A 21734-nucleotide genomic window follows, 5' to 3' on the forward strand; every position below is an offset into this window, starting at 1 on the left:
TTCCGTTGCCGCCAACAATTACCAGGTTTTACCAATGTTAAACTGGAACTGTTCGGCTTTGTCTCCATCGTACTTTTTGAACGGTTGGGCGTAGGAGAAGACCAACGGCCCCAACGGCGACATCCACTGTACGGCAATACCCGCAGACATACGGATGTTGCTCGGATCGCTGTAATCCGGATAACCAGCGTACGCGCTCGAATCCCAGTGAGTATCCCATACGGTACCCATATCCCAGAAGACGGAAGTACGGACCGAGTTCGCATATTTGTCACTAATAAACGGCGTCGGGGTAATCAGCTCAAGGCTGGCCACCGCCATCGCGTTACCGCCCACCGCATCATCGGATTTACACGGTGCGGATTCGGTGCTCTTACATTCATTATCGTAACTATCGTCATCATCATGACGACTGCTTGCCGGGAAGTACACCGCCTTCGGACCAATGGTGTTCGACTGGAAGCCACGCACGGTGCTGGAACCACCGGCATAGAAGTTCTCATAGAACGGCATCTCTTTGCCGCCAATACCATCGCCATAACCAAAGCGCGTACGACCCAGTACTACCCACTGATGATCGTTGTCGATCGGCACGTAGGTCGCGGTATCCAGCGTCGCTTTGTAGTACTCGTTGTCTGAGCCCGGAATGGTCACCTTACCGTTCAGGTTGACGCGCGAACCTTCCGTTGGGAAGAAGCCGCGGTCAAGCTTGTTATAGGTCCAACCGTAGTTGAAGGTGAAGTCATTCGCACTGAACGAGTTCCGGTCGTTGGTGTTGTCCGGATACTGGCCCATCGAGTTAAGGTAACGCCACATTGCCACCTGCGGCTGCATATTGGACAGGGAGTTATGCACATAACCGACGCCGGCGCGCAGCGTGTTGTATTCGTTGACCGGGAAGCCCAGCGTAATGTCTGTACCATAGCTTTTGTTGGTATAGTCAGACAGATCCGCATCGTTCGCATCAAAGTCATTATAGAAGACACGACCGCCGAGGCTTACACCGTCTACGGTGAAGTACGGGTTGGTCACCGACAGCTCGGTATAGGTCTGGTAGTCGTTTTTGGTACCGTTGATACCGACAGCATAGCCAGTACCTAACCAGTTATCCTGCTGAACGCCCGCCTGGAAGCTGACGCCGCTCTCGGTGCCGTAGCCGATACCGAAGTTGAAGCTACCGGTGTTACGCTCTTTCACCTTGTAGACAACGTCGACCTGGTCCGGGCTGCCCGGCACGCGCTGGGTATCAGTATCCACCGTTTCAAAGAAACCTAAACGGTTGAGACGGTCTTTACCCTGATCGACGAGGTCGCTCCCCAGCCATGCGCCTTCCATCTGGCGCATTTCGCGGCGCAGTACGGCATCTTTAGAGGTGTCGTTGCCTTCGAAGCGAATTTTACGCACGTAATAACGGTTGCCTGCGTCGACGTTAACGTGCAGCTTAACGGTTTTATCGCTGTCGTTGATCTCCGGCTGCGACTGCACGCGCGGATAGGCGTAACCATAACGACCCAACAATTTCTTGATGTCGTTTTCCATCTTGGTCACTTTCGCGCCGTTGTACAGTTCGCCTGGCTCAACTTTAGTCAGCGCTTCGATTTCCGCGGAATGGCCAGCGAGGTTGCCCGTCACCTGCACTCCGGAAAACTTGTACTGATCGCCTTCGGTGATGTTGACGGTGATGTAGATCCCTTTCTTATCCGGCGTCAGGCTGACCTGGGTAGAATCGATGTTGAAACGGGCATAACCGCGATCCAGGTAGTAGCTGCGCAGGGTTTCAAGGTCGCCCGCTAGCTTCTGCTTCTGGTATTTACGGTCGCCGACCACGTTCCACCACGGCACCTCATCGCGCAGCTGGAAGTGGGAGATCAGCTCATCGGTCGAAAACGCATGGTTGCCGACGATGTTGATCTGTTGAATTTTTGCGGAGACGCCTTCCTGGAAGACCAGCTTCAAATCGACACGGTTACGCGGCAGCGGCGTAACGACTGCTTTGACGCTGGCGCTGTATTTACCGACGCTGTAGTAGAAGTCTTCAAGACCCTTCTCGATATCCGCGATGGTCGTGCGGTCAAGCGACTCGCCCACCCGAACGCCTGAGGCCTCAAGGTTCTGCTTGAGCATGTCATCTTTCACCGACTTGTTGCCGGAGAAAGTGATGCTGGCGATCGTCGGACGTTCTTTCACCTGCACCAGCAGGGTATCACCATCGCGCAGGACGCGGACGTCCTCGAAGTTGCCAGTGGCAAACAGCGCGCGAATAGTGTTACTGATATCATCGTCGGTCACCGTATCGCCAGGACGCACTGGCATACTGAGGAGGGCCGCACCAACAGCGACACGCTGCAAGCCTTCGAAATGAATGTCCTTCACCACGAACCCTTCAGCACCGTATACAGTCGCGCTGCTAAACAGCAGCGACGCTATGAGCAACTTTTTCATCGCCATCGTTATTATGCGTTCTTCCTAACAAACTCTCTTATAACCGAGAGAAATCATTGAAAAGTGCAAGCCCCATTAACAGCACCAGCAGTATTGAGCCAATGCGATAACTAAAGTCTTGAACTCGCTCGGATACCGGCCCGCCCTTCAGCTTTTCAATCGCTAAAAACAGCAGATGTCCCCCATCCAGTACGGGTAGAGGGAACAGGTTGATGATTCCGAGGTTCACGCTAATCAGCGCCAGGAACATCAGATAATAAATCAACCCAAACTCCGCTGACATTCCAGCCCCCTGAGCGATAGAGATCGGCCCACTGAGGTTGTTCAGTTTGACATCACCGGTTATCAATTTACCCAGCATCCTGACCGTCAGCGACATCAGCTGCCAGGTTTTATCCGTGGCTTCAGCGATGGCGGCAAACGGTCCGTACTGACGTACTGTCTTGTATTCTTCAGGCAGCGGGATGACCTTTGGCACCACCCCTGCGAACCCTTCCGCCTTACCTTTCACCGTTTTCGCATCCGGCGTCAGGGTTAACGGCAGCGCACTCCCCTGCCGTTCAATCTCCAGCGCCAGCGCTTTGCCCGGATTATCGCGCACCAGATTAACAAACGTCATCCACTGCGTTAACGGTTGACCATCGACTTTAACGATCCGGTCGCCCGCTTGCAAACCCGCTTTCTGGGCTGCCGATCCCGCCTGAACCTCAGCCAGCACCGTATCAATCTGCGCGCTGCGCGGCTGGATCCCCAGCGAGGTCACGGGATCTTGCTTGTCTGGCTCAAACGACCAATGCCGCAGATCGACGATTTTATCCTGGCGCTGATTGGTCCCGAAAGGGGCGACGGTAACTATTGTTTGCGGGTTGCCGATTTTGGCCACCAGCTGCAGACGCACCGCATCCCAATCAGGCGTTTCGATACCATCTATCGCTTTAAGTTCCGTTCCTTTTGCAATTTGTGCTTGCGCGGCAACCGAATTGGGCGTTATTTCACCCACCACCGGCCGCACGCCGGGAACGCCGATGATAAAGACCAGCCAGTAAGCAAAGATAGCGAAAATGAAGTTAGCGATGGGGCCGGCGGCAATAACCGCCGCACGCTGACCGACGGTTTTATTGTTGAAGGCGTAGTGACGCATCTCCGGCGCCACCGCTTCAACACGCTCATCCAGCATCTTGACGTAGCCGCCCAGTGGGATCAGGGCGATGACGAACTCTGTGCCCTGCTTATCCATCCGCCGCCACAGCGCTTTGCCGAAGCCGATAGAAAAACGCTCAACCCGGATACCGCAGCGGCGCGCCACCCAAAAATGGCCAAACTCATGCACCGTAATCAGTACGCCAAGCGCAATGATAAAAGCCGCCAGATTCCAGAGCACGCTCAGCATATAACCTTCCGTCAAATCGTCCTGAAGACCAACAGTAGCAGACAGGCGAAGACCGGTACCGCCGCCGTCAGGCTGTCGATACGATCGAGAATACCACCATGTCCGGGAATCAAGTGCCCGCTATCCTTAATGCCGGCCTCGCGCTTAAACATACTTTCCGTCAGGTCGCCCAGCACCGAAGCCAGGGCCGCCACCACCGAACAGACCAGCAGCACCGTCGGCGTGACGTCAAGATGGGCCCACACGCCGTAGGCCCAGGAAATCACTGCCGCGGTCAGCAAACCGCCAAAAAAGCCCTGCCAGGTTTTACCCGGTGAGACCTTCGGCGCCAGCTTGTGCTTGCCAAACATTTTACCAAACATATAGGCGCCAGAGTCCGCGCCCCACACCAGGATCATGACGTACAGCAGCCACAGCGCGCCGCTGTAGTGGTTATCGGCATAGTGCCAGGCGCGCAGCGCCAGCATGCCCCAGAAAAACGGGACGATGGTCAGGATGCCGAAGATGAGGCGCAGCACCTTTGAGTGGCGCCAGAATGCCGCCGACGCCGGGTATGAGAGCACCAGCAGTAACGCGACGATCCACCAGGCAAAAGAGGCCCATAGCGACCCTTCAACCATCGGTTGATGAACGTCATAGTGGTATTCAGGCAGCAGAAAAAGCATCGCCGCCAGCAGAAGGCCGCACAGCACCGCCAGCCAAACCCGCTGCGACGTCGAGGTAAAACCGCTCAGTTGTCCCCACTCCCAGGCGGCGAGCATACAGACCACCAGGGTGACGATAGCAAAGCCCATCGGCGGCAATAAAAACAATGCCGCAATGACGATGGGGATTAAGACGAAAGCAGATATCAGGCGATACTTCAGCAAAAGTGACCCCCATCAGGCATGACTGCCACCCGGCTCAGTGCCGCCGAAACGACGCTCTCGATTAACAAAGGCATGGAGTGCACCTTCAAAGTCCTGTTCAGCAAAATCGGGCCAAAGAACATCCGTAAAGTAAAGTTCGGCATAGGCAATTTGCCAAATCAGAAAGTTACTTATTCGGTGCTCTCCCCCGGTCCTAATAACTAAATCAACGGGAGCCAGTTCATGCATGCAGACCTGCTGACTCAGCATGTCTTCCGTGATCTGCTCAGGCAGCAGCGTCCCGTCCTGTACCTGTTTCGCCAGCAAACGAACGCCCTGGGTAATATCCCAGCGACCGCCGTAATTGGCTGCAATATTCAGCGTTAAGCCGGTATTGTTTGCGGTTAGCGCTTCCGCTTTGCGGATCCGCTCCTGCAGGCGCGCATTGAAGCGCGTGGTGTCGCCAATAATCCGCAGACGCACATTGTGTCGGTGCAGGCTTTTGACTTCGCTATCCAGCGCCCAGACGAACAGTTCCATCAGCGCACTGACTTCCTGAGCCGGACGGTTCCAGTTTTCGCTGCTGAACGCGTATAACGTTAACGCCTCAATCCCATTATTCGCCGCGAAGGAGACCGCGCGACGCACGGATTTCGCCCCGGCCTTATGCCCGAAAGCGCGAATTTTACCTTGCCGTTTCGCCCAACGGCCGTTGCCATCCATAATAATGGCGACATGACGGCAGCCATGGGTGGGCGATATTTCGCTGACAGTTTGATTAGCAGACAACATCACGCGTTTTAAGTCCATAATAAGGATTAACTAGCCACCAAACAGAGGCCACCGGGCCGCGCTGGATACGCATTTTTATCCGGTGCCGGGGCTGCAGCCAATCGCAGAGAACAACCAAAAGCTTTACGCAAAAAAGCCGTGTTTTGTCACGGCCACCGTAATCTTTAACAACAAAATGCAACGATCGGGTGGCGCAGACTATATCACCGAAGCCTTGCGCCCACAAATATCACCGCGTTACGCCTGCGCAACCAACCGCTGCAGCTGCTGGTGAGCGATTGCGCGCGCCTCGGCGTCGATAACCAGAACATCATCAATGCTTTGCGGCTCCTGCAGGTCCATCTTATCCAGCACCGCCAGGTTAACCGCCGCAATATCGGTAAAGCGGATATCGCCATGCAGAAACGCGGCAACCGACTCTTCATTAGCCGCATTCAGCGTCGTGGTCGCGGCCTGGCCGACGTCAAACGCGTCCATCGCCAACTTCAGGCACGGATATCGCGTATAGTCCGGCGCGGAGAAGCTCAGATTGCTCAACTGACAGAAGTCCAGCGGTTTAACGCCGGAATTCAGTCGCTGCGGCCAGCCCATGGTATGGGCGATCGGCGTGCGCATATCCGGCTCCCCAAGCTGGGCCAGCACGCTGCCATCCTGATAGCGAACCATCGAGTGGATCACCGACTGCGGATGGATCAGCACTTCCATCTGCTGGGCCGAGGCGTTAAACAGCCAGCGCGCTTCAATATATTCCAGGCCTTTGTTCATCATCGTGGCCGAATCGACGGAGATCTTGCGCCCCATCGACCAGTTGGGATGACGGCAGGCCTGATCCGGGGTCATCGCCGCCAGTTCAGCCACGGCCGTCTCGCGGAAAGGCCCACCGGAGCCGGTCAGCAGGATTGACGAGACGCCATTCCGGGCAAGATCAGCGTATCCCAGATGCTGCTGAATTGTCTCCGGCATACTCTGAAAAATAGCGTTATGCTCGCTATCGACCGGTAGCAATCGCGCCCCCGACTGTTGCACCGCCTCCATGAATAAGCGACCGCAGGTCACCAGCGATTCTTTATTCGCTAACAATACCGTTTTCCCGGCGCGGATCGCCGCCAGCGTCGGCACCAGTCCCGCCGCGCCGACGATTGCCGCCATGACCTGATCGACCTCATCCAGCGCCGCGACCTCGGCCGCCGCCTGCTGGCCGCTCAGCACCTCGGTGCGACAGCCATGCTCATGCAGACGGGTGCGCAACCGCTCAGCGCTTTGCGCATCGTCCATCACCGCGTAACGGGGGGTAAATTCCAGGCATTGTTCAACCATACGGTCAACGTTTTTCCCCGCGACCAGCGCGGCGACGGAAAAGCGACCAGGGTTATGGCGCACCACGTCCAGCGTGCTACAGCCAATGGAGCCGGTCGAACCGAGAACGGTTAATTGCTTCATGAGACGTCCAGAAGAGTGGAAACAGAATAAAAAGCAAAACGCCGCCAGCAAGCCCCTACGCAGCAACTATCGGGGATAAGGCGGCGGCATTAGGCCTTCAACTAAGCGCTAAAGGCTACAAGGCCAGCGGTCGCAACGCAATCCCGAGAATTGAGCGTACAGTCTTCTGTACGGCGTTTCAGATTTTACTCAGGCCAGAGCCTGTCTGGCCCGAGTAAGGGCAGAGCATTAGAACTGCATCAGTTCCGCTTCTTTGTCTGCCAGCGCCGCGTCAACTTTTTTGATGGCGGCGTCAGTCATTTTCTGCACGTCGTCCTGAGAACGGCGATCGTCATCTTCGCTGATCTCTTTTTCTTTCAGCAGCGCTTTGACTTTATCGTTGGCGTCACGGCGAACGTTACGCACGGCAACGCGCGCCTGCTCGGCTTCACCACGCACGATCTTGGTCAGGTCTTTACGACGCTCTTCGGTCAGCGGCGGCAGCGGGACACGAATATCGCTGCCGGCAGAGCTTGGGTTCAGACCGAGGTCGGAGGCCATGATCGCTTTTTCAACGGCCGCGGACATAGAACGGTCAAAGACGTTGATTTTCAGGGTACGGGAGTCTTCGACGGTGACGCTGGCCAGCTGGCGCAGCGGGGTCGGAGTACCGTAGTATTCAACAACAATCCCGTCCAGCAGGCTCGGAGAAGCACGACCCGTGCGAATTTTGCTGATTTGGTTTTTGAATGCTTCGACGCATTTTTCCATGCGGATTTCAGCATCTTTTCTGATATCGCTAATCACGTTACGAATCCTTGAAAGCTTGTCTCAGTCAGACCAGACGGGGCACCCGTCGGAAAATGAGCTAAGTATAGTCAGATTTAATGAAAATCACCGGGCAATATCCCCGCGAAAGTAAAGCGGAATATTACCCGGATTTGGCGCTGACGGGAATTATTCCGTGATCAATGTGCCTTCTTTTTCGCCCATCACCACGCGACGCAGGGCGCCAGGTTTGTTCATGTTGAAGACGCGAATCGGTAATTTATGGTCACGCGCCAGGGTGAAGGCCGCCAGATCCATGACTTTCAGCTCTTTTTCCAGAACTTCGCTGTAGGTCAGCTGATCGTACATGGTGGCAGAAGGATCTTTTGCCGGGTCAGCGGTGAATACGCCGTCAACCTTGGTGGCTTTCAGCACCACATCGGCTTCAATTTCGATACCGCGTAGGCAGGCTGCGGAATCGGTGGTAAAGAACGGGTTGCCGGTACCAGCGGAGAGGATCACTACGCGGTTGTTGCGCAGCAGGCTGATGGCCTCTGCCCAGCTGTAGTTGTCGCATACGCCGTTCAGCGGGATGGCGGACATCAGACGAGCGTTCACATAGGCGCGGTGGAGCGCATCACGCATTGCGAGGCCGTTCATGACCGTTGCCAGCATGCCCATGTGGTCGCCCACAACGCGGTTCATACCCGCTTTCGCCAGACCAGCACCACGGAACAGGTTACCGCCACCAATTACTACGCCAACCTGAATACCCAGCTCAACCAGCTCTTTGATCTCCTGAGCCATGCGGTCAAGTATGCTTGCATCAATACCGAAGCCTTCTGAGCCCTGCAGCGCTTCGCCACTTAATTTCAGCAGAATACGTTTGTAGACGGGTTTTGCATTGGTAGCCATGTTTCTTTCCTGAGACTGTCAACGAATGAGATGTGATAATTCCGGCGACATTGTATGTCGCATTTCAGCGCGGCCACTATAAGCAGTTGGCTGAATTTACAAAATGGGCGCAAAAAGAAGCCGCCCTCAGGCGGCTCCTTTTTTAAAAATTAAGACTGCTTGGACATCGCAGCAACTTCTGCTGCAAAGTCAGTCTCAACTTTCTCAATGCCTTCGCCCACTTCAAAGCGGATGAAGCCAGTCACGTCAGCGTTGTGCTCTTTCAGCAGCTGGCCAACAGATTTGCTCGGCTCCATAACGAAAGGCTGACCAGTCAGAGAAACTTCGCCGGTGAATTTCTTCATGCGGCCTTCAACCATTTTCTCTGCGATTTCTTTCGGCTTACCGGACTGCATCGCGATGTCCAGCTGAACCTGGTACTCTTTCTCTACCACTTCAGCAGACACGTCTTCCGGCTTAACGAATTCCGGCTTGCTTGCAGCAACGTGCATTGCCAGCTGCTTAACCAGCTCTTCGTCAGCGCCTTTAGCGGCAACCAGAACGCCGATACGCGCACCGTGCTGGTAGCTGCCCAGAACGTCGCCTTCCAGAACAGCGATACGACGGATGTTGATGTTCTCGCCGATTTTAGCAACCAGCGCAACACGTTCTTCTTCGAACTGCGCTTTCAGAACTTCAACGTCGGAGATTTTACCTGCAACAGCGGCGTCCAGTACTTTGTCGGCAAATGCCTGGAAACCACCATCTTTAGCAACGAAGTCAGTCTGGCAGTTAACTTCCAGAATGTAACCGTAGTTGCCTTCGATTTTGGTTTTGATCACGCCGTCAGCAGCCACGTTGCCTGCTTTCTTCGCCGCTTTGATCGCGCCGGATTTACGCATGTTTTCGATTGCCAGCTCGATGTCGCCATTCGCTTCAGTCAGCGCTTTTTTGCAATCCATCATGCCTGCGCCAGTACGTTCGCGCAGCTCTTTTACCAGGGAAGCGGTAATTTCAGCCATTCTAAAATCCTCGGGAGATGTGGATACTGCCCGGCCAACGGCCAAACAGCGTAAATTGAAAAAAGGGGCCGATAATGGGCCCCTATTCATACACGGTACTAATAAGGGCTTAAACCTTATTATTCAGCTTCTACGAAGCTTTCTTCCGCCTGAGAAGCCAGGTCCTGAGAGCGACCTTCACGAACGGTAGCAGCAACAGCGCCCAGGTACAGGCTTACTGCGCGGATTGCATCGTCGTTACCCGGGATAACGAAGTCTACGCCGTCCGGATCAGAGTTGGTATCAACGATAGCAAATACCGGGATGCCCAGGTTGTTTGCTTCTTTGATAGCGATGTGCTCGTGGTCAGCGTCGATAACGAACAGTGCGTCCGGCAGGCCGCCCATATCTTTGATACCGCCCAGGCTGTTTTCCAGCTTGTCCAGCTCACGAGTGCGCATCAGCGCTTCTTTCTTGGTCAGCTTGTCGAAAGTACCGTCCTGGGACTGAGTTTCCAGGTCTTTCAGACGTTTGATGGACTGACGAACGGTTTTCCAGTTAGTCAGCATACCGCCCAGCCAGCGATGGTTCACGAAGAACTGATCGCAGCTCAGAGCAGCGTCTTTTACCGCTTCGCTTGCAGCGCGCTTAGTACCAACGAAAAGGATTTTACCTTTACGAGCAGCGATCTTGTTCAGTTCAGCCAGAGCTTCGTTGAACATCGGTACGGTTTTCTCAAGGTTGATGATGTGAACTTTGTTACGCGCGCCGAAGATGAAAGGCTTCATTTTCGGGTTCCAGTAACGGGTCTGGTGACCGAAGTGAACACCAGCCTTGAGCATGTCGCGCATGGAAACAGTTGCCATGTTTAAAACCTCTATAGATTAAATTGGGGTTATGCCTCCACGTATCCCATATTACCGACCCCGAAGGGCACCCCGGAATATGTGCCGATACGTGTGTGTTATTACACAAAGTGAGCTATGTCGCTTACGTCCATCCTTGTGTATCTGAGATGGAACGGAAGTCCGGCGCGCTTTATACCACAAAATCCATCCAGACACCAACTCTTGTTGACGTCGCGTGCTGTTAATGATTCTCAGTTTGGCACCAGCCTGCCCGGACTGTTACCATTGACAGGACTTACTCTATTATTGTCGAAAATATCGACACTGCTGGACATACTCCATGGCTATCTCTATTAAGACATCTGAAGACATCGAAAAAATGCGCGTTGCCGGCCGCCTGGCCGCCGAAGTGCTGGAAATGATCGAACCCTACGTCAAACCGGGCGTCAGCACCGGCGAACTGGACCGCATCTGTAACGACTATATCGTTAACGAGCAGAAGGCCATTTCCGCCTGCCTCGGCTATCACGGCTATCCGAAATCCGTCTGCATTTCGGTCAATGAAGTGGTCTGTCACGGTATCCCTGATGACGGCAAGCTGCTGAAAGATGGCGATATCGTCAATATCGACGTGACCGTCATTAAAGATGATTTCCATGGCGATACCTCCAAAATGTTTATCGTCGGCAAACCGACGATTCTCGGCGAGCGCCTGTGCCGCATCACTCAGGAAAGCCTGTACCTGGCGCTGAAGATGGTTAAACCGGGCATCAACCTGCGCACCATCGGCGCGGCGATCCAGAAATTTGTGGAAGCCGAAGGTTTCTCCGTGGTTCGCGAGTACTGCGGGCACGGTATCGGCCGCGGCTTCCATGAAGAACCTCAGGTGCTGCACTACGATTCGCCGGAGACCAACGTCGTACTCAAACCAGGCATGACCTTCACCATCGAGCCGATGGTCAACGCCGGTAAAAAAGAGATCCGCAGCATGAAAGACGGCTGGACGGTGAAAACCAAAGACCGGAGCTTGTCTGCGCAGTACGAGCATACTATTGTGGTGACAGACAACGGCTGCGAAATTCTGACGCTACGCAAGGATGACACCATCCCGGCGATAATCTCGCACGATGAATGATGAAAAGCCGGCGCCCGCCGGCTTTTTTATTAGATAGTTTTTTCTTATGGTGACGCGATGAGCAACTCATTACCTGACACAGCCTCCCCTCTCCTGCCCGTCCCGCCGGAACACCCGGTGAGTTGGCCGCAGGGCGATCTGAACTGTGCCGCAATCAAGGCGCACATCGATACCTTCCAGCACTGGCTGGGCGAGGCGTTTGACTCCGGCATCGTCGCGGAGCAGCTCATCGCGGCGCGCACCGAATTTATCGACCAGTTGCTGCAGCGATTATGGATCGCCTGCGGTTTTGAATCCGTCAGCGACCTGGCGCTGGTCGCCGTCGGCGGCTATGGCCGTGGCGAACTGCACCCGCTCTCAGACGTCGATCTGCTGATCCTCAGTCGTAAAAAACTGCCGGACGACCAGGCGCAAAAAGTCGGCGAACTGCTCACCCTGCTGTGGGACGTCAAGCTGGAGGTGGGCCACAGCGTACGCACCCTCGAAGAGTGCCTGCTGGAAGGTCTCTCGGATCTGACCGTTGCCACCAACTTAATCGAATCGCGCCTGCTGATCGGCGACGTCGCGCTGTTCCTTGAACTGCAAAAACATATTTTTAGCGACGGCTTCTGGCCATCGGAAAAGTTCTTCGCCGCCAAGGTCGAAGAGCAGAACGTCCGTCATCAGCGCTATCATGGCACCAGCTATAACCTCGAGCCGGACGTGAAAAGCAGCCCCGGCGGCTTGCGCGATATCCATACGCTACAGTGGGTGGCTCGCCGCCATTTCGGCGCCACCTCAATGGATGAGATGGTCGGCTTCGGCTTTCTGACCGAAGCCGAGCGCAATGAACTCAATGAGTGTCTGCATCAGCTGTGGCGCATCCGTTTCGCGCTGCATCTCGAACTCACGCGCTATGACAACCGTCTGCTTTTCGACCGCCAGCTCAGCGTGGCCCGCCGGCTAGGCTATGAAGGCGACGGCAACCAGCCGATTGAGCATATGATGAAGGACTTCTTCCGCGTTACCCGCCGGGTGAGCGAGCTGAATCAGATGCTGCTTCAGCTGTTTGAGGAGGCTATCCTCGCCCTGACCGAGGATGAAAAACCACGCCCGATCGATGATGATTTCCAGCTGCGCGGCACCCTTATCGATCTGCGTGACGACACGCTGTTTATTCGCGAACCGCAGGCCATTCTGCGCATGTTTTATATCATGGTGCGCAATAGCACCATCACCGGCATCTACTCAACGACGTTGCGCCATCTGCGCCACGCCCGCCGTCATCTCACCCAGCCGCTGTGCTATATCCCGGAGGCGCGCACGCTCTTTCTTAGTATGCTGCGCCATCAGGGGGCGGTAAGTCGCGGGCTGCTGCCGATGCATCGCCACAGCGTACTGTGGGCCTATATGCCGCAGTGGTCGCATATCGTCGGCCAGATGCAGTTCGACCTGTTTCACGCCTACACCGTCGATGAACACACCGTCCGGGTGATGCTCAAGCTGGAAAGCTTTGCCAAAGAAGAAACCCGCAGCCGCCACCCGCTGTGCGTGGAGCTGTGGCCGCGCTTAACGCACCCGGAGCTGATCTTAATTGCCGCCCTGTTCCACGACATCGCCAAAGGGCGCGGCGGCGACCACTCGATCCTCGGCGCGCAGGATGTGCTGAAGTTTGCCGAGCTGCACGGGCTGAACTCGCGCGAAACGCAGCTGGTCGCCTGGCTGGTGCGTCACCACCTGCTGATGTCGGTCACCGCCCAGCGGCGCGATATTCAGGATCCGGAGGTGATTAAGCAGTTCGCCGAGGAGGTGCAAACGGAAAATCGTCTGCGCTATCTGGTGTGTCTGACCGTCGCCGATATCTGCGCCACCAACGAAACCTTGTGGAACAGCTGGAAGCAGAGCCTGCTGCGTGAACTCTATTTCGCCACCGAGAAGCAGCTGCGTCGCGGCATGCAAAGCACCCCGGATATGCGCGAACGAGTGCGTCACCATCAGCTGCAGGCGCTGGCCCTGCTGCGGATGGACAATATTAATGAAGAGGCGCTGCATCAGATCTGGAACCGCTGCCGCGCCAACTATTTCGTGCGACATACGCCGACGCAGCTCGCCTGGCACGCCCGCAACCTGCTGAGCCACGATCTGAATAAACCGATGATCCTGCTGAGCTCGCAGGCTACCCGCGGTGGTACGGAGATTTTTATCTGGAGCCCGGATCGCCCTTACCTGTTCGCCGCGGTGTGTGGCGAACTTGACCGTCGCAACCTCAGCGTCCACGACGCGCAGATCTTCACCACCCGCGACGGTATGGCGATGGATACCTTTATCGTCCTTGAGCCCGACGGCAGCCCCCTTTCCGCCGACCGCCACGAGGCGATCCGCCAGGGGCTGGAGCAGACCATCACTCAGCGCAGCTGGCAGCCTCCGGCCCCGCGTCGTCAGGCGGCAAAGCTACGCCATTTTTCCGTGGACACCGAGGTGAATTTCCTGCCGACCCATACCGACCGAAAATCGTTTCTGGAGCTGATAGCGCTCGACCAGCCCGGGCTGCTCGCCCGCGTCGGGCAGGTGTTCGCCGACCTCGGGATATCGCTTCACGGGGCGCGAATTACGACAATTGGTGAGCGAGTAGAAGATTTATTTATAATCGCCACCGCCGACCGGCGTGCCCTTAATAATGAGCTGCAACAAGAAGTGCAACAACGGTTGACAGCGGCCCTCAATCCAAACGATAAAGGGTGACGTATTTTTTTTAGTGAATGGAAAGAAACAATGCAGCAGTTACAGAACGTTATTGAGTCCGCTTTCGAGCGTCGCGCCGACATTACGCCGGCTAATGTGGATACCGTGACCCGCGAAGCGGTTAACCAGGTTATCGCCCTTCTTGATTCCGGCGCGCTGCGCGTCGCTGAGAAGATCGACGGTCAGTGGGTGACGCATCAGTGGCTGAAGAAGGCGGTACTGCTCTCTTTCCGTATTAACGATAACCAGGTTATCGATGGTGCGGAAAGCCGCTACTTCGATAAAGTGCCGATGAAATTCGCTGACTACGACGAAGCGCGTTTCCAGAAAGAAGGTTTCCGCGTGGTGCCGCCGGCCGCCGTGCGCCAGGGCGCGTTCATCGCCCGCAACACTGTGCTGATGCCGTCCTACGTTAACATCGGCGCCTACGTTGACGAAGGCACCATGGTTGATACCTGGGCCACCGTCGGCTCCTGCGCACAGATCGGTAAAAACGTGCATCTGTCCGGCGGTGTCGGCATCGGTGGCGTACTGGAGCCGCTGCAGGCGAACCCGACCATCATCGAAGATAACTGCTTCATCGGCGCGCGCTCTGAAGTGGTTGAAGGGGTGATTGTCGAAGAAGGCTCCGTCATCTCCATGGGCGTTTACCTCGGTCAGAGCACCAAAATCTACGATCGCGAAACCGGCGAAGTCTTCTACGGCCGCGTACCGGCTGGCTCGGTGGTGGTCTCAGGCAACCTGCCGTCGAAAGATGGTAAATACAGCCTGTACTGCGCGGTGATTGTGAAGAAAGTCGATGCCAAAACCCGCGGCAAGGTCGGCATTAACGAGCTGCTGCGCACCATCGACTAAAGCAAATAAAAAGCGGGAGATATCCCGCTTTTTTTATATTTGATGCTGGCGAAAATGGATTTTTTCGTTAATTATTCAATGGTTATGATGCTATCAAAGGTACCGTTATGTACGATAATCTGAAAAGTCTTGGCATTACCAACCCTGATGAGATCGATCGCTATAGCCTGCGGCAGGAAGCTAACAACGACATTCTGAAAATCTATTTTCAGAAAGACAAAGGCGAATTCTTCGCCAAGAGCGTGAAGTTCAAATATCCGCGTCAGCGCAAAACCGTCGTCGCCGACGGCGTCGGCCAGGGCTACAAAGAGGTCCAGGAGATCAGCCCCAATCTGCGCTACGTTATCGACGAGTTAGATCAGATCTGCCAGCGCGATCGCACTGAAATCGATCTCAAGCGTAAAATCCTCGACGATTTACGCCATCTGGAAAGCGTGGTCACCAATAAGATCAGCGAAATCGAAGCCGATCTGGAAAAGCTCACCCGTAAGTAAGAGCATCCCGGCGGCGCGTTGCCTGGCCGGGCTGGTGGTCTCTATCCACTCCAGACAGCATGCATCGTCCAGGCCGGGTATGGCGCGTCGCTGCCCGGCATTTTTTTGTCTCCACGTCTTAGCGTTGTTCGTCCAGCTGCAGCGCGATATACAGCAGCAGCCTGTCGTCAAAGCTACCGAGATCCAGGCCGGTCAGCTCCGAGATACGGTTCAACCGGTACTCCAGCGTATTGCGATGAATAAACAGCGCCTTTGACGTCGCCAGCGGCTGCACGTTATGGCGAAACCACGCCTGCAGCGTCCGCCGCAGCAGCCCGTTGTTGTCCATGGCCTTCAAACGCGCCAGCGGACGGGCCAGCTCATTGGCCTGCCAGCCGCCGCGCAGGCTGTCGAGCAGCACCGGCAGCATCAGATCCTGATAGAAATAACTGCGGCTCTCCGGCATCCGCTGCTTGCCAACCATCATCGTCGTCCGTGCGGTACGGTAAGAGCGGGCGATACTTCCTGGGCCGGTGAAGAAGTTGCCCAGCGCCACGCGAAAGCGCAGCTGGCCATTCTCTTTCATCCTGGCGATAAGCTGCTCGACGCGCCGGACGTGATCGTCAGCGTCCCAGCGGCCAAAGCTGTTCAGCGCCGGTTTCAGCACCACCATTTCCGTGAGCGAGACAATGGCCACCAGATTATTGCGATCGGGGGTGGTCAGCGCGTTCTGTAACTGTTGCAGTTCCGCCATCGCGCTGTCCACGCCGAGCTGACCGCTGTCTACCTCAATCATCGCCACCACGCGCGGCTGATTGAGATCGATGCCTAAACGCTGAGCCCATTCGTTCAGCGCCGGGGTATGCTCTTCCGCCTGAATCAGGTTCATCACCAGCTCTTCGCGCAGACGGCTGTCCTGGGCCAGAAGATGCATCAGCCGCGACTGCTCCAGCATCATCTCTGCTGTCATGCACACCAGCTCGCCATATTTTCGCAGCGACTCCGGCTCGCCGGTCAGGCCGATCACCCCGACGATCTCCCCCTCCAGGCGCAGCGGCAGGTTAATCCCCTGGCGAACCCCGTGCAGATGGCGAGCGACCGCGTCGTCGATATCCACCACCCGCCCCTGGGAGAGGACCAGCAGCGCGCCTTCGTGCAATTCACCAATCCTTTCCCGATCGCCGCTGCCGATGATCCGCCCGCGGGCATCCATCACGTTGATATTGGTATCGATGATGCGCATGGTCCGCGCCACAATATCCTGCGCCATTTTGGTATCAAGATGCCAGCCAGCCATGTAGTCCTCCCCTTTGCTGGGCACCAGCATAAAAGAGTCATCGTCGCGCTGCATTGTGCATTTGCACTAAGCCGGGGTGAGATATGTGGAGTTGTGGGGGCGGTCACAGAACGAAAAAAGCCCCTGCCCTCGGCGAGGGAAGGGGCTGGGAAGCGAGCGCTGGCGGTTACTGCAACAGCAGATAGATAGAGGCGTCGCCGCGCTGAATGTTCAGCGCCAGTACGGACGGTTTGGCGTCGAAGATTTTCCGCAGATCGGCGATGTTTTTCACCGGCTGCTGATTCGCCCCGACGATGACGTCGCCTTTCTTGAGGCCAATCTGTGCCGCCGGGGTACCGGCTTTCACATTATTGACCACCACGCCCTTATCCTGACCCTTATTGCTCATTTCCGCCCCTTCAATCCCGTTGAAGATGGTGCTGGAGTCAACCTGGGTCTGGTTGCTCTGCTGCAGTTCGACGGTCACGGTCACCGGTTTGCCGTCGCGCAGCAGACCAAGCTCAACTTTGCTGCCGATAGGCATGGTGCCGACCTGGGCACGCAGCGCGGCGAAGCTGCTGATCGCTTTCCCGTTGAGGGAGGTGATGACATCGCCGGCTTTAATGCCCGCTTTCGCGGCCGCCGAACCTGGCATTACCTGGCTGACGAAGGCCCCGCGCTGGGCATCGACTTTCATCGCTTTCGCCAGCTCAGAGTTCAGTTCGGTGCCCATAATGCCGAGCTCACCGCGTTTCACCTGGCCATATTTCACCATCTGCTCGGTCAGGTTTTTCACCATGTTGCTCGGGATAGCAAAACCGATACCGATGTTGCCGCCGTCCGGCGCCAGAATGGCGGTGTTGATACCGATCAGCTCGCCGTTGAGGTTCACCAGCGCACCGCCGGAGTTCCCGCGGTTAATCGCCGCATCGGTCTGGATAAAGTTTTCGTAGTTTTCCACGTTGAGGCCGCTACGGCCCAGCGCGGAGACAATCCCGGAGGTCACGGTTTCGCCCAGACCGAACGGGTTGCCGATAGCCACGGTGTAATCACCGACGCGCAGCGCATCGGAGTCGGCAAGCTTAATCGCCGTCAGGTTTTTTGGATCCTGAATCTGAATCAGCGCGATATCAGAGCGCGGATCTTTGCCGACGACTTTGGCATCAAACTTACGGCCATCGCTCAGCTGAACCTTAATCGTGGTGGCGTTGTCCACGACGTGGTTGTTGGTCACCACATACCCTTTGGCGGCATCAATGATGACGCCGGAGCCCAGCGCCATAAATTTCTGCTGCTGGCCGCCGTCAGGCTGACCGCCCTGTCCGCCGCCCTGGCAAAACGGCGAACTCTGGAAAGGAGAACCATCCTGGCAGAACGGCGAATTATCGCCAAAGAACTGCTGGAAGTTACGTGGCATCCGTGGGGTATTAACGGTGGTGCTACCTTCAACGTTAATGCTCACCACCGACGGCATCACCTTCTCCAGCATCGGGGCCAGGCTTGGCATCTGCTGTGCATTAGTGGCCGAAGATGCCGTTTCTGCCGCGCTCGCAGAGAGCGGGGACAACGCCAGACCTAAACTCAGAGCCAGTGCACTCATTGCTAACGTGGTTTTTTTCATCAGTTTCAATCTCAATATCAGGTAACGAAAGTTGCTGTGTACGTGACTATCAGAGTCATTTTATAACGCTAAGTTCCGGAATTAAGTTTCTGGAAAAAGTAAAAATTTATTGTCCATCTTTACAAAACTCCAGCCTATTCCACCGCCATGAGTCGCCGATATTCATCCCACGCATACAAATCCGTCATCCCGCTGATATAGTCCTGAATCAGACGGCAGCGATAATAGTATTCCATCAGCGCAAATTCGGGCGCCGTACGCGCCAGTTTATTTACCGCTTCAACATAGGCCAGCCGGTGACGGGTCGAAAGTTTCTGATACAGCCGGGAGGCAATGGGTAAACGTCGTACCCGCTCCTGCGCTACTAATTCGCTGAAATCCTCCAGCGATAATTTCAGCAGCGGCTGATAGATATCCAACAGGCCGCTGATCACCCGGTAGCCCTGCAATTCCAGCTGCTCAACATCCGGATGGCTAAAGACCTGTTTCATCGCCACATTTTTATAGAGCTCCAGTAGCTGACTGCAATCGCTGTCGTCCTCCAGTAACGCATGATTAAAGTCCCCGGTGAAGATTGCCGGCAGGTTGTCAATAAATCGGCGCGCCGCGTAGGGCACCAGCTTATTCAGCGTATTCACCCGCAAATACATAAAAAACTGATCTTCCGCGCTCTGCTTCAGATAATTGGCTCGCGATTTCTCCCAGGCATTTTCTACTACCTGCGAAAATAACGAGCCTTTTTCATGACTGCCCCAGGCGTCGTAAAGATGCTGATAGAGCTGTTCTGCGCTAAAAATACGTTTTTCCACCGCGTCCTCGAGATCCGCGACGCAATATGAGATGTCATCCGCAGCCTCCATAATCCAGGTTAATGGAAACCGATTGTAAGGCGCGAGATCCAGTTCTTTACGCAAACGCGCGACATACTCTTCTTCGGCTAAATAATAGCCAGGTTTCTTCATTAAATAACTGTGGCTGGCCGGCGTCTCCTCAGACCACCACGCCGGACGAGTATATTTCAGGATACATCCCACCTGCGCCCAGGTCAGGTTCATACGCATTAGCGTATGGACCAGACGAATGCCCTGCGCGTTGCCCTCAAAGCTGCAGAGATCCTGGCGCACTTTACGGCGCAGCGCATTAAGCGATGTCTCTCCGTCATGCAGGCGTAAGGCCTGCACTTCGCAGCGATCGTCGGTCAGCGGCTGCCCGAGCGCATCGCCGGGCGCCAGGCGCTGACGGAACCAGTCGTTAATCGCCGCTTCGCCAAAATGGCCAAACGGGGGATTGCCGATATCGTGCATCAGGCAGGCCATCTCCACCACGCTCTCGAATGGCCCGGTCAGCTCTTCCAGGCCATACTCTTCCAGCAGCCTCAGCTCTTTCAGCCGGCTCAGCACCTCTTTGGCGATATAGCGCCCCACCTGCTGCACCTCCAGCGAGTGGGTCAGGCGAGTGCGCACCGCCGCGTTGCGCTCGAGCGGGAAGACCTGAGTTTTTTGCTGCAGGCGGCGGATTGCCGGCGAGTTGACGATCCGTCCCCGATCGCTTTCAAAGATCCGCAGGATGTCGCGCTCCGTCTCCACCCGCGGCGGCGAACGGAAGCGTCGACGCCAGTTTATCTTGTTGCGAAAATCAATCTTTGCCATAGCCTCTCCCGCGCGAGCAATACGCTTCCCCTTAAGCGCATGATAGACTATGCAACTAAACCTGACACATCGCGAGTAAATCTATGAAAATTGGCATTATTGGCGCTATGGAAGAGGAAGTTACCCTTCTGCGCGACAAAATCGAAAACCGCCAGACCATCACCATTGGCGGAAGCGAAATCTATACCGGCCAACTTCACGGCGTTGACGTCGCTCTGCTGAAGTCTGGTATCGGAAAAGTAGCGGCGGCGATGGGCGCGACCCTGCTGCTGGAGCGCTGCCAGCCTGACGTGATCATTAATACCGGTTCTGCCGGCGGCCTGGCGTCGACGCTGAAGGTCGGCGATATCGTCGTCTCCGATGAAGCGCGCTACCACGACGCCGACGTCACCGCCTTCGGCTATGAATACGGCCAACTCCCTGGCTGCCCGGCGGGTTTTAAGGCGGATGAAAAACTGGTGGCCGCCGCAGAGAGCTGCATTAAAGCGTTAGATCTCAACGCCGTTCGCGGCCTTATCGTTAGCGGGGATGCCTTCATTAACGGCTCTGTCGGTCTGGCGAAGATCCGCCATAATTTCCCGCAGGCGATCGCCGTGGAAATGGAAGCGACCGCCATCGCCCACGTCTGCCATAACTTTAAGGTTCCCTTCGTGGTAGTTCGCGCTATCTCCGACGTGGCCGACCAGCAGTCCCACCTCAGCTTTGAGGAGTTCCTTGCGGTCGCCGCCAGACAGTCCACCCTGATGGTGGAGAATCTGGTACAGAACCTGGCACGTGGCTAAGTCGCTATCCTTCGCGCTTGCCGCGCTGCTGTTACTCGCCCCGGCGTGGCTGCTGGCCGCGCCGCGGGTGATCACCCTCTCCCCCGCCAATACCGAACTGGCCTTTGCCGCCGGGATCACGCCAGTCGGCGTCAGCAGCTATTCCGATTATCCTTCGCAGGCCAAAACGATCGAACAGGTTGCCAGCTGGCAGGGAATGAACCTGGAACGCATCGTGGCGCTCAAGCCAGACGTGGTGCTGGCCTGGCGCGGGGGCAATGCCGAACGCCAGGTTAACCAGCTGCAGTCTCTGGGTATTCATGTCCTGTGGGTACAGACCTCGACCATAGAAGAGATCATCGCTACCCTGCGTGAGCTGGCGCAGTGGAGCCCGCAGCCGGAAAAAGCGCAGCAGGCGGCGCAGGCGATGCAGCAGGAATACGATGCGTTGAAAGCGCGCTATGCCAACGCGCCGAAGAAACGCGTCTTCCTGCAGTTCGGCTCCGCACCGCTGTTCACCAGCGGCCCCGGTTCGATTCAGGATCAGGTGCTAAGGCTTTGCGGCGGCGAGAATATCTTCGCCACCAGCCGCGTTCCCTGGCCGCAGGTGAGCCGCGAACAGGTGCTGGCCCGCCAGCCGCAGGCGATCGTGGTGACCGGGGATGCCAGCCGCATTGCCGAAGCGCAGCGCTTTTGGCAACATCAGCTCACCATTTCGTTGATTGCGTTACACAGCGACTGGTTTGAACGCGCCGGCCCACGTATTATCCTCGCCGCCAAACAACTTTGTGCGGCGCTTGACCAGGTAAAATAATCATCCGGCACACCGGATGTTCAGTGG

General features: G+C 56.1%; 18 protein-coding genes. 6 read left to right on the forward strand and 12 right to left on the reverse strand.

Annotation, left to right across the window (positions count from 1 at the left end):
* Positions 1-18: 18 nt before the first annotated feature.
* From bamA to rpsB, 9 genes are all read right to left on the reverse strand, one after another.
* The gene (gene bamA / locus IB144_RS21375) at positions 19-2448 is read right to left on the reverse strand and encodes an outer membrane protein assembly factor BamA (protein ID WP_004145860.1); all 2430 of its coding nucleotides are present in this window, start codon (positions 2446-2448) and stop codon (positions 19-21) included.
* Between the two features lie 31 nt (positions 2449-2479).
* On the reverse strand, positions 2480-3832 hold the full coding sequence (gene rseP, locus IB144_RS21380; protein ID WP_004177358.1) for a sigma E protease regulator RseP: 1353 nt from the start codon (positions 3830-3832) through the stop codon (positions 2480-2482).
* Between the two features lie 11 nt (positions 3833-3843).
* A complete protein-coding gene (gene cdsA / locus IB144_RS21385; RefSeq protein ID WP_002889318.1) occupies positions 3844-4701 on the reverse strand; it encodes a phosphatidate cytidylyltransferase in 858 nt (285 codons plus the stop codon).
* A gap of 12 nt (positions 4702-4713) precedes the next feature.
* Positions 4714-5472, reverse strand: a complete 759-nt coding sequence (gene ispU / locus IB144_RS21390) for a (2E,6E)-farnesyl-diphosphate-specific ditrans,polycis-undecaprenyl-diphosphate synthase (RefSeq protein WP_002889316.1) — start codon at positions 5470-5472, stop codon at positions 4714-4716.
* A 237-nt stretch (positions 5473-5709) separates the two neighbouring features.
* Positions 5710-6912 (reverse strand): 1-deoxy-D-xylulose-5-phosphate reductoisomerase, encoded by a 1203-nt coding sequence (gene ispC, locus IB144_RS21395; RefSeq protein WP_004178642.1) that lies wholly within the window; start codon positions 6910-6912, stop codon positions 5710-5712.
* A gap of 228 nt (positions 6913-7140) precedes the next feature.
* Positions 7141-7698: a ribosome recycling factor gene (gene frr, locus IB144_RS21400; RefSeq protein ID WP_002889308.1), complete on the reverse strand. Its 558-nt coding sequence runs from the start codon at positions 7696-7698 to the stop codon at positions 7141-7143.
* Positions 7699-7848: 150 nt separating this feature from the next.
* Positions 7849-8574: a UMP kinase gene (gene pyrH, locus IB144_RS21405; RefSeq protein WP_002889306.1), complete on the reverse strand. Its 726-nt coding sequence runs from the start codon at positions 8572-8574 to the stop codon at positions 7849-7851.
* Between the two features lie 149 nt (positions 8575-8723).
* Positions 8724-9575, reverse strand: coding sequence for a translation elongation factor Ts (tsf, locus tag IB144_RS21410; protein WP_004151930.1), 852 nt, complete (start codon positions 9573-9575; stop codon positions 8724-8726).
* A gap of 119 nt (positions 9576-9694) precedes the next feature.
* Positions 9695-10420 carry a 30S ribosomal protein S2 gene (rpsB, locus tag IB144_RS21415; protein WP_002889299.1) on the reverse strand — a complete coding sequence of 242 codons (726 nt, stop codon included), beginning with the start codon at positions 10418-10420 and terminating at the stop codon, positions 9695-9697.
* Positions 10421-10742: 322 nt separating this feature from the next.
* Here rpsB and map point away from each other — a divergent pair, with 322 nt between their 5' ends.
* The 4 genes from map (at position 10743) to IB144_RS21435 (ending at position 15607) form a co-directional block, all read left to right on the forward strand.
* Positions 10743-11537, forward strand: a complete 795-nt coding sequence (gene map / locus IB144_RS21420) for a type I methionyl aminopeptidase (protein ID WP_004177362.1) — start codon at positions 10743-10745, stop codon at positions 11535-11537.
* A gap of 57 nt (positions 11538-11594) precedes the next feature.
* Positions 11595-14258, forward strand: coding sequence for a bifunctional uridylyltransferase/uridylyl-removing protein GlnD (glnD, locus tag IB144_RS21425; protein WP_004191934.1), 2664 nt, complete (start codon positions 11595-11597; stop codon positions 14256-14258).
* Positions 14259-14288: 30 nt separating this feature from the next.
* Entirely contained in the window at positions 14289-15113 is an 825-nt protein-coding gene (gene dapD, locus IB144_RS21430) for a 2,3,4,5-tetrahydropyridine-2,6-dicarboxylate N-succinyltransferase (protein WP_002889295.1), read from the forward strand.
* 107 nt (positions 15114-15220) lie between these two features.
* Positions 15221-15607, forward strand: coding sequence for a DUF3461 family protein (locus IB144_RS21435; RefSeq protein WP_002889292.1), 387 nt, complete (start codon positions 15221-15223; stop codon positions 15605-15607).
* 118 nt (positions 15608-15725) lie between these two features.
* Here the strand turns inward: IB144_RS21435 and cdaR are convergent, their stop codons facing one another.
* The 3 genes from cdaR to dgt all read right to left on the reverse strand — a co-directional run bounded on the left by cdaR (position 15726) and on the right by dgt (position 20132).
* Entirely contained in the window at positions 15726-16883 is a 1158-nt protein-coding gene (gene cdaR, locus IB144_RS21440) for a DNA-binding transcriptional regulator CdaR (RefSeq protein WP_002889289.1), read from the reverse strand.
* Positions 16884-17049: 166 nt separating this feature from the next.
* On the reverse strand, positions 17050-18483 hold the full coding sequence (gene degP / locus IB144_RS21445) for a serine endoprotease DegP (RefSeq protein ID WP_004145870.1): 1434 nt from the start codon (positions 18481-18483) through the stop codon (positions 17050-17052).
* Positions 18484-18617: 134 nt separating this feature from the next.
* Positions 18618-20132 (reverse strand): dGTPase, encoded by a 1515-nt coding sequence (gene dgt, locus IB144_RS21450; RefSeq protein WP_004145871.1) that lies wholly within the window; start codon positions 20130-20132, stop codon positions 18618-18620.
* A gap of 83 nt (positions 20133-20215) precedes the next feature.
* Here dgt and mtnN point away from each other — a divergent pair, with 83 nt between their 5' ends.
* Both mtnN and btuF read left to right on the forward strand, forming a co-directional pair.
* Positions 20216-20914, forward strand: coding sequence for a 5'-methylthioadenosine/S-adenosylhomocysteine nucleosidase (gene mtnN, locus IB144_RS21455; protein WP_002889282.1), 699 nt, complete (start codon positions 20216-20218; stop codon positions 20912-20914).
* Positions 20907-21707, forward strand: coding sequence for a vitamin B12 ABC transporter substrate-binding protein BtuF (gene btuF / locus IB144_RS21460; protein ID WP_002889279.1), 801 nt, complete (start codon positions 20907-20909; stop codon positions 21705-21707). Before mtnN ends, btuF begins: the two co-directional genes overlap by 8 nt.
* The last annotated feature ends 27 nt before the right edge of the window (positions 21708-21734 follow it).

This window comes from Klebsiella sp. K4 (genome assembly GCF_014596785.2).
Lineage (GTDB): Bacteria > Pseudomonadota > Gammaproteobacteria > Enterobacterales > Enterobacteriaceae > Klebsiella > Klebsiella pneumoniae.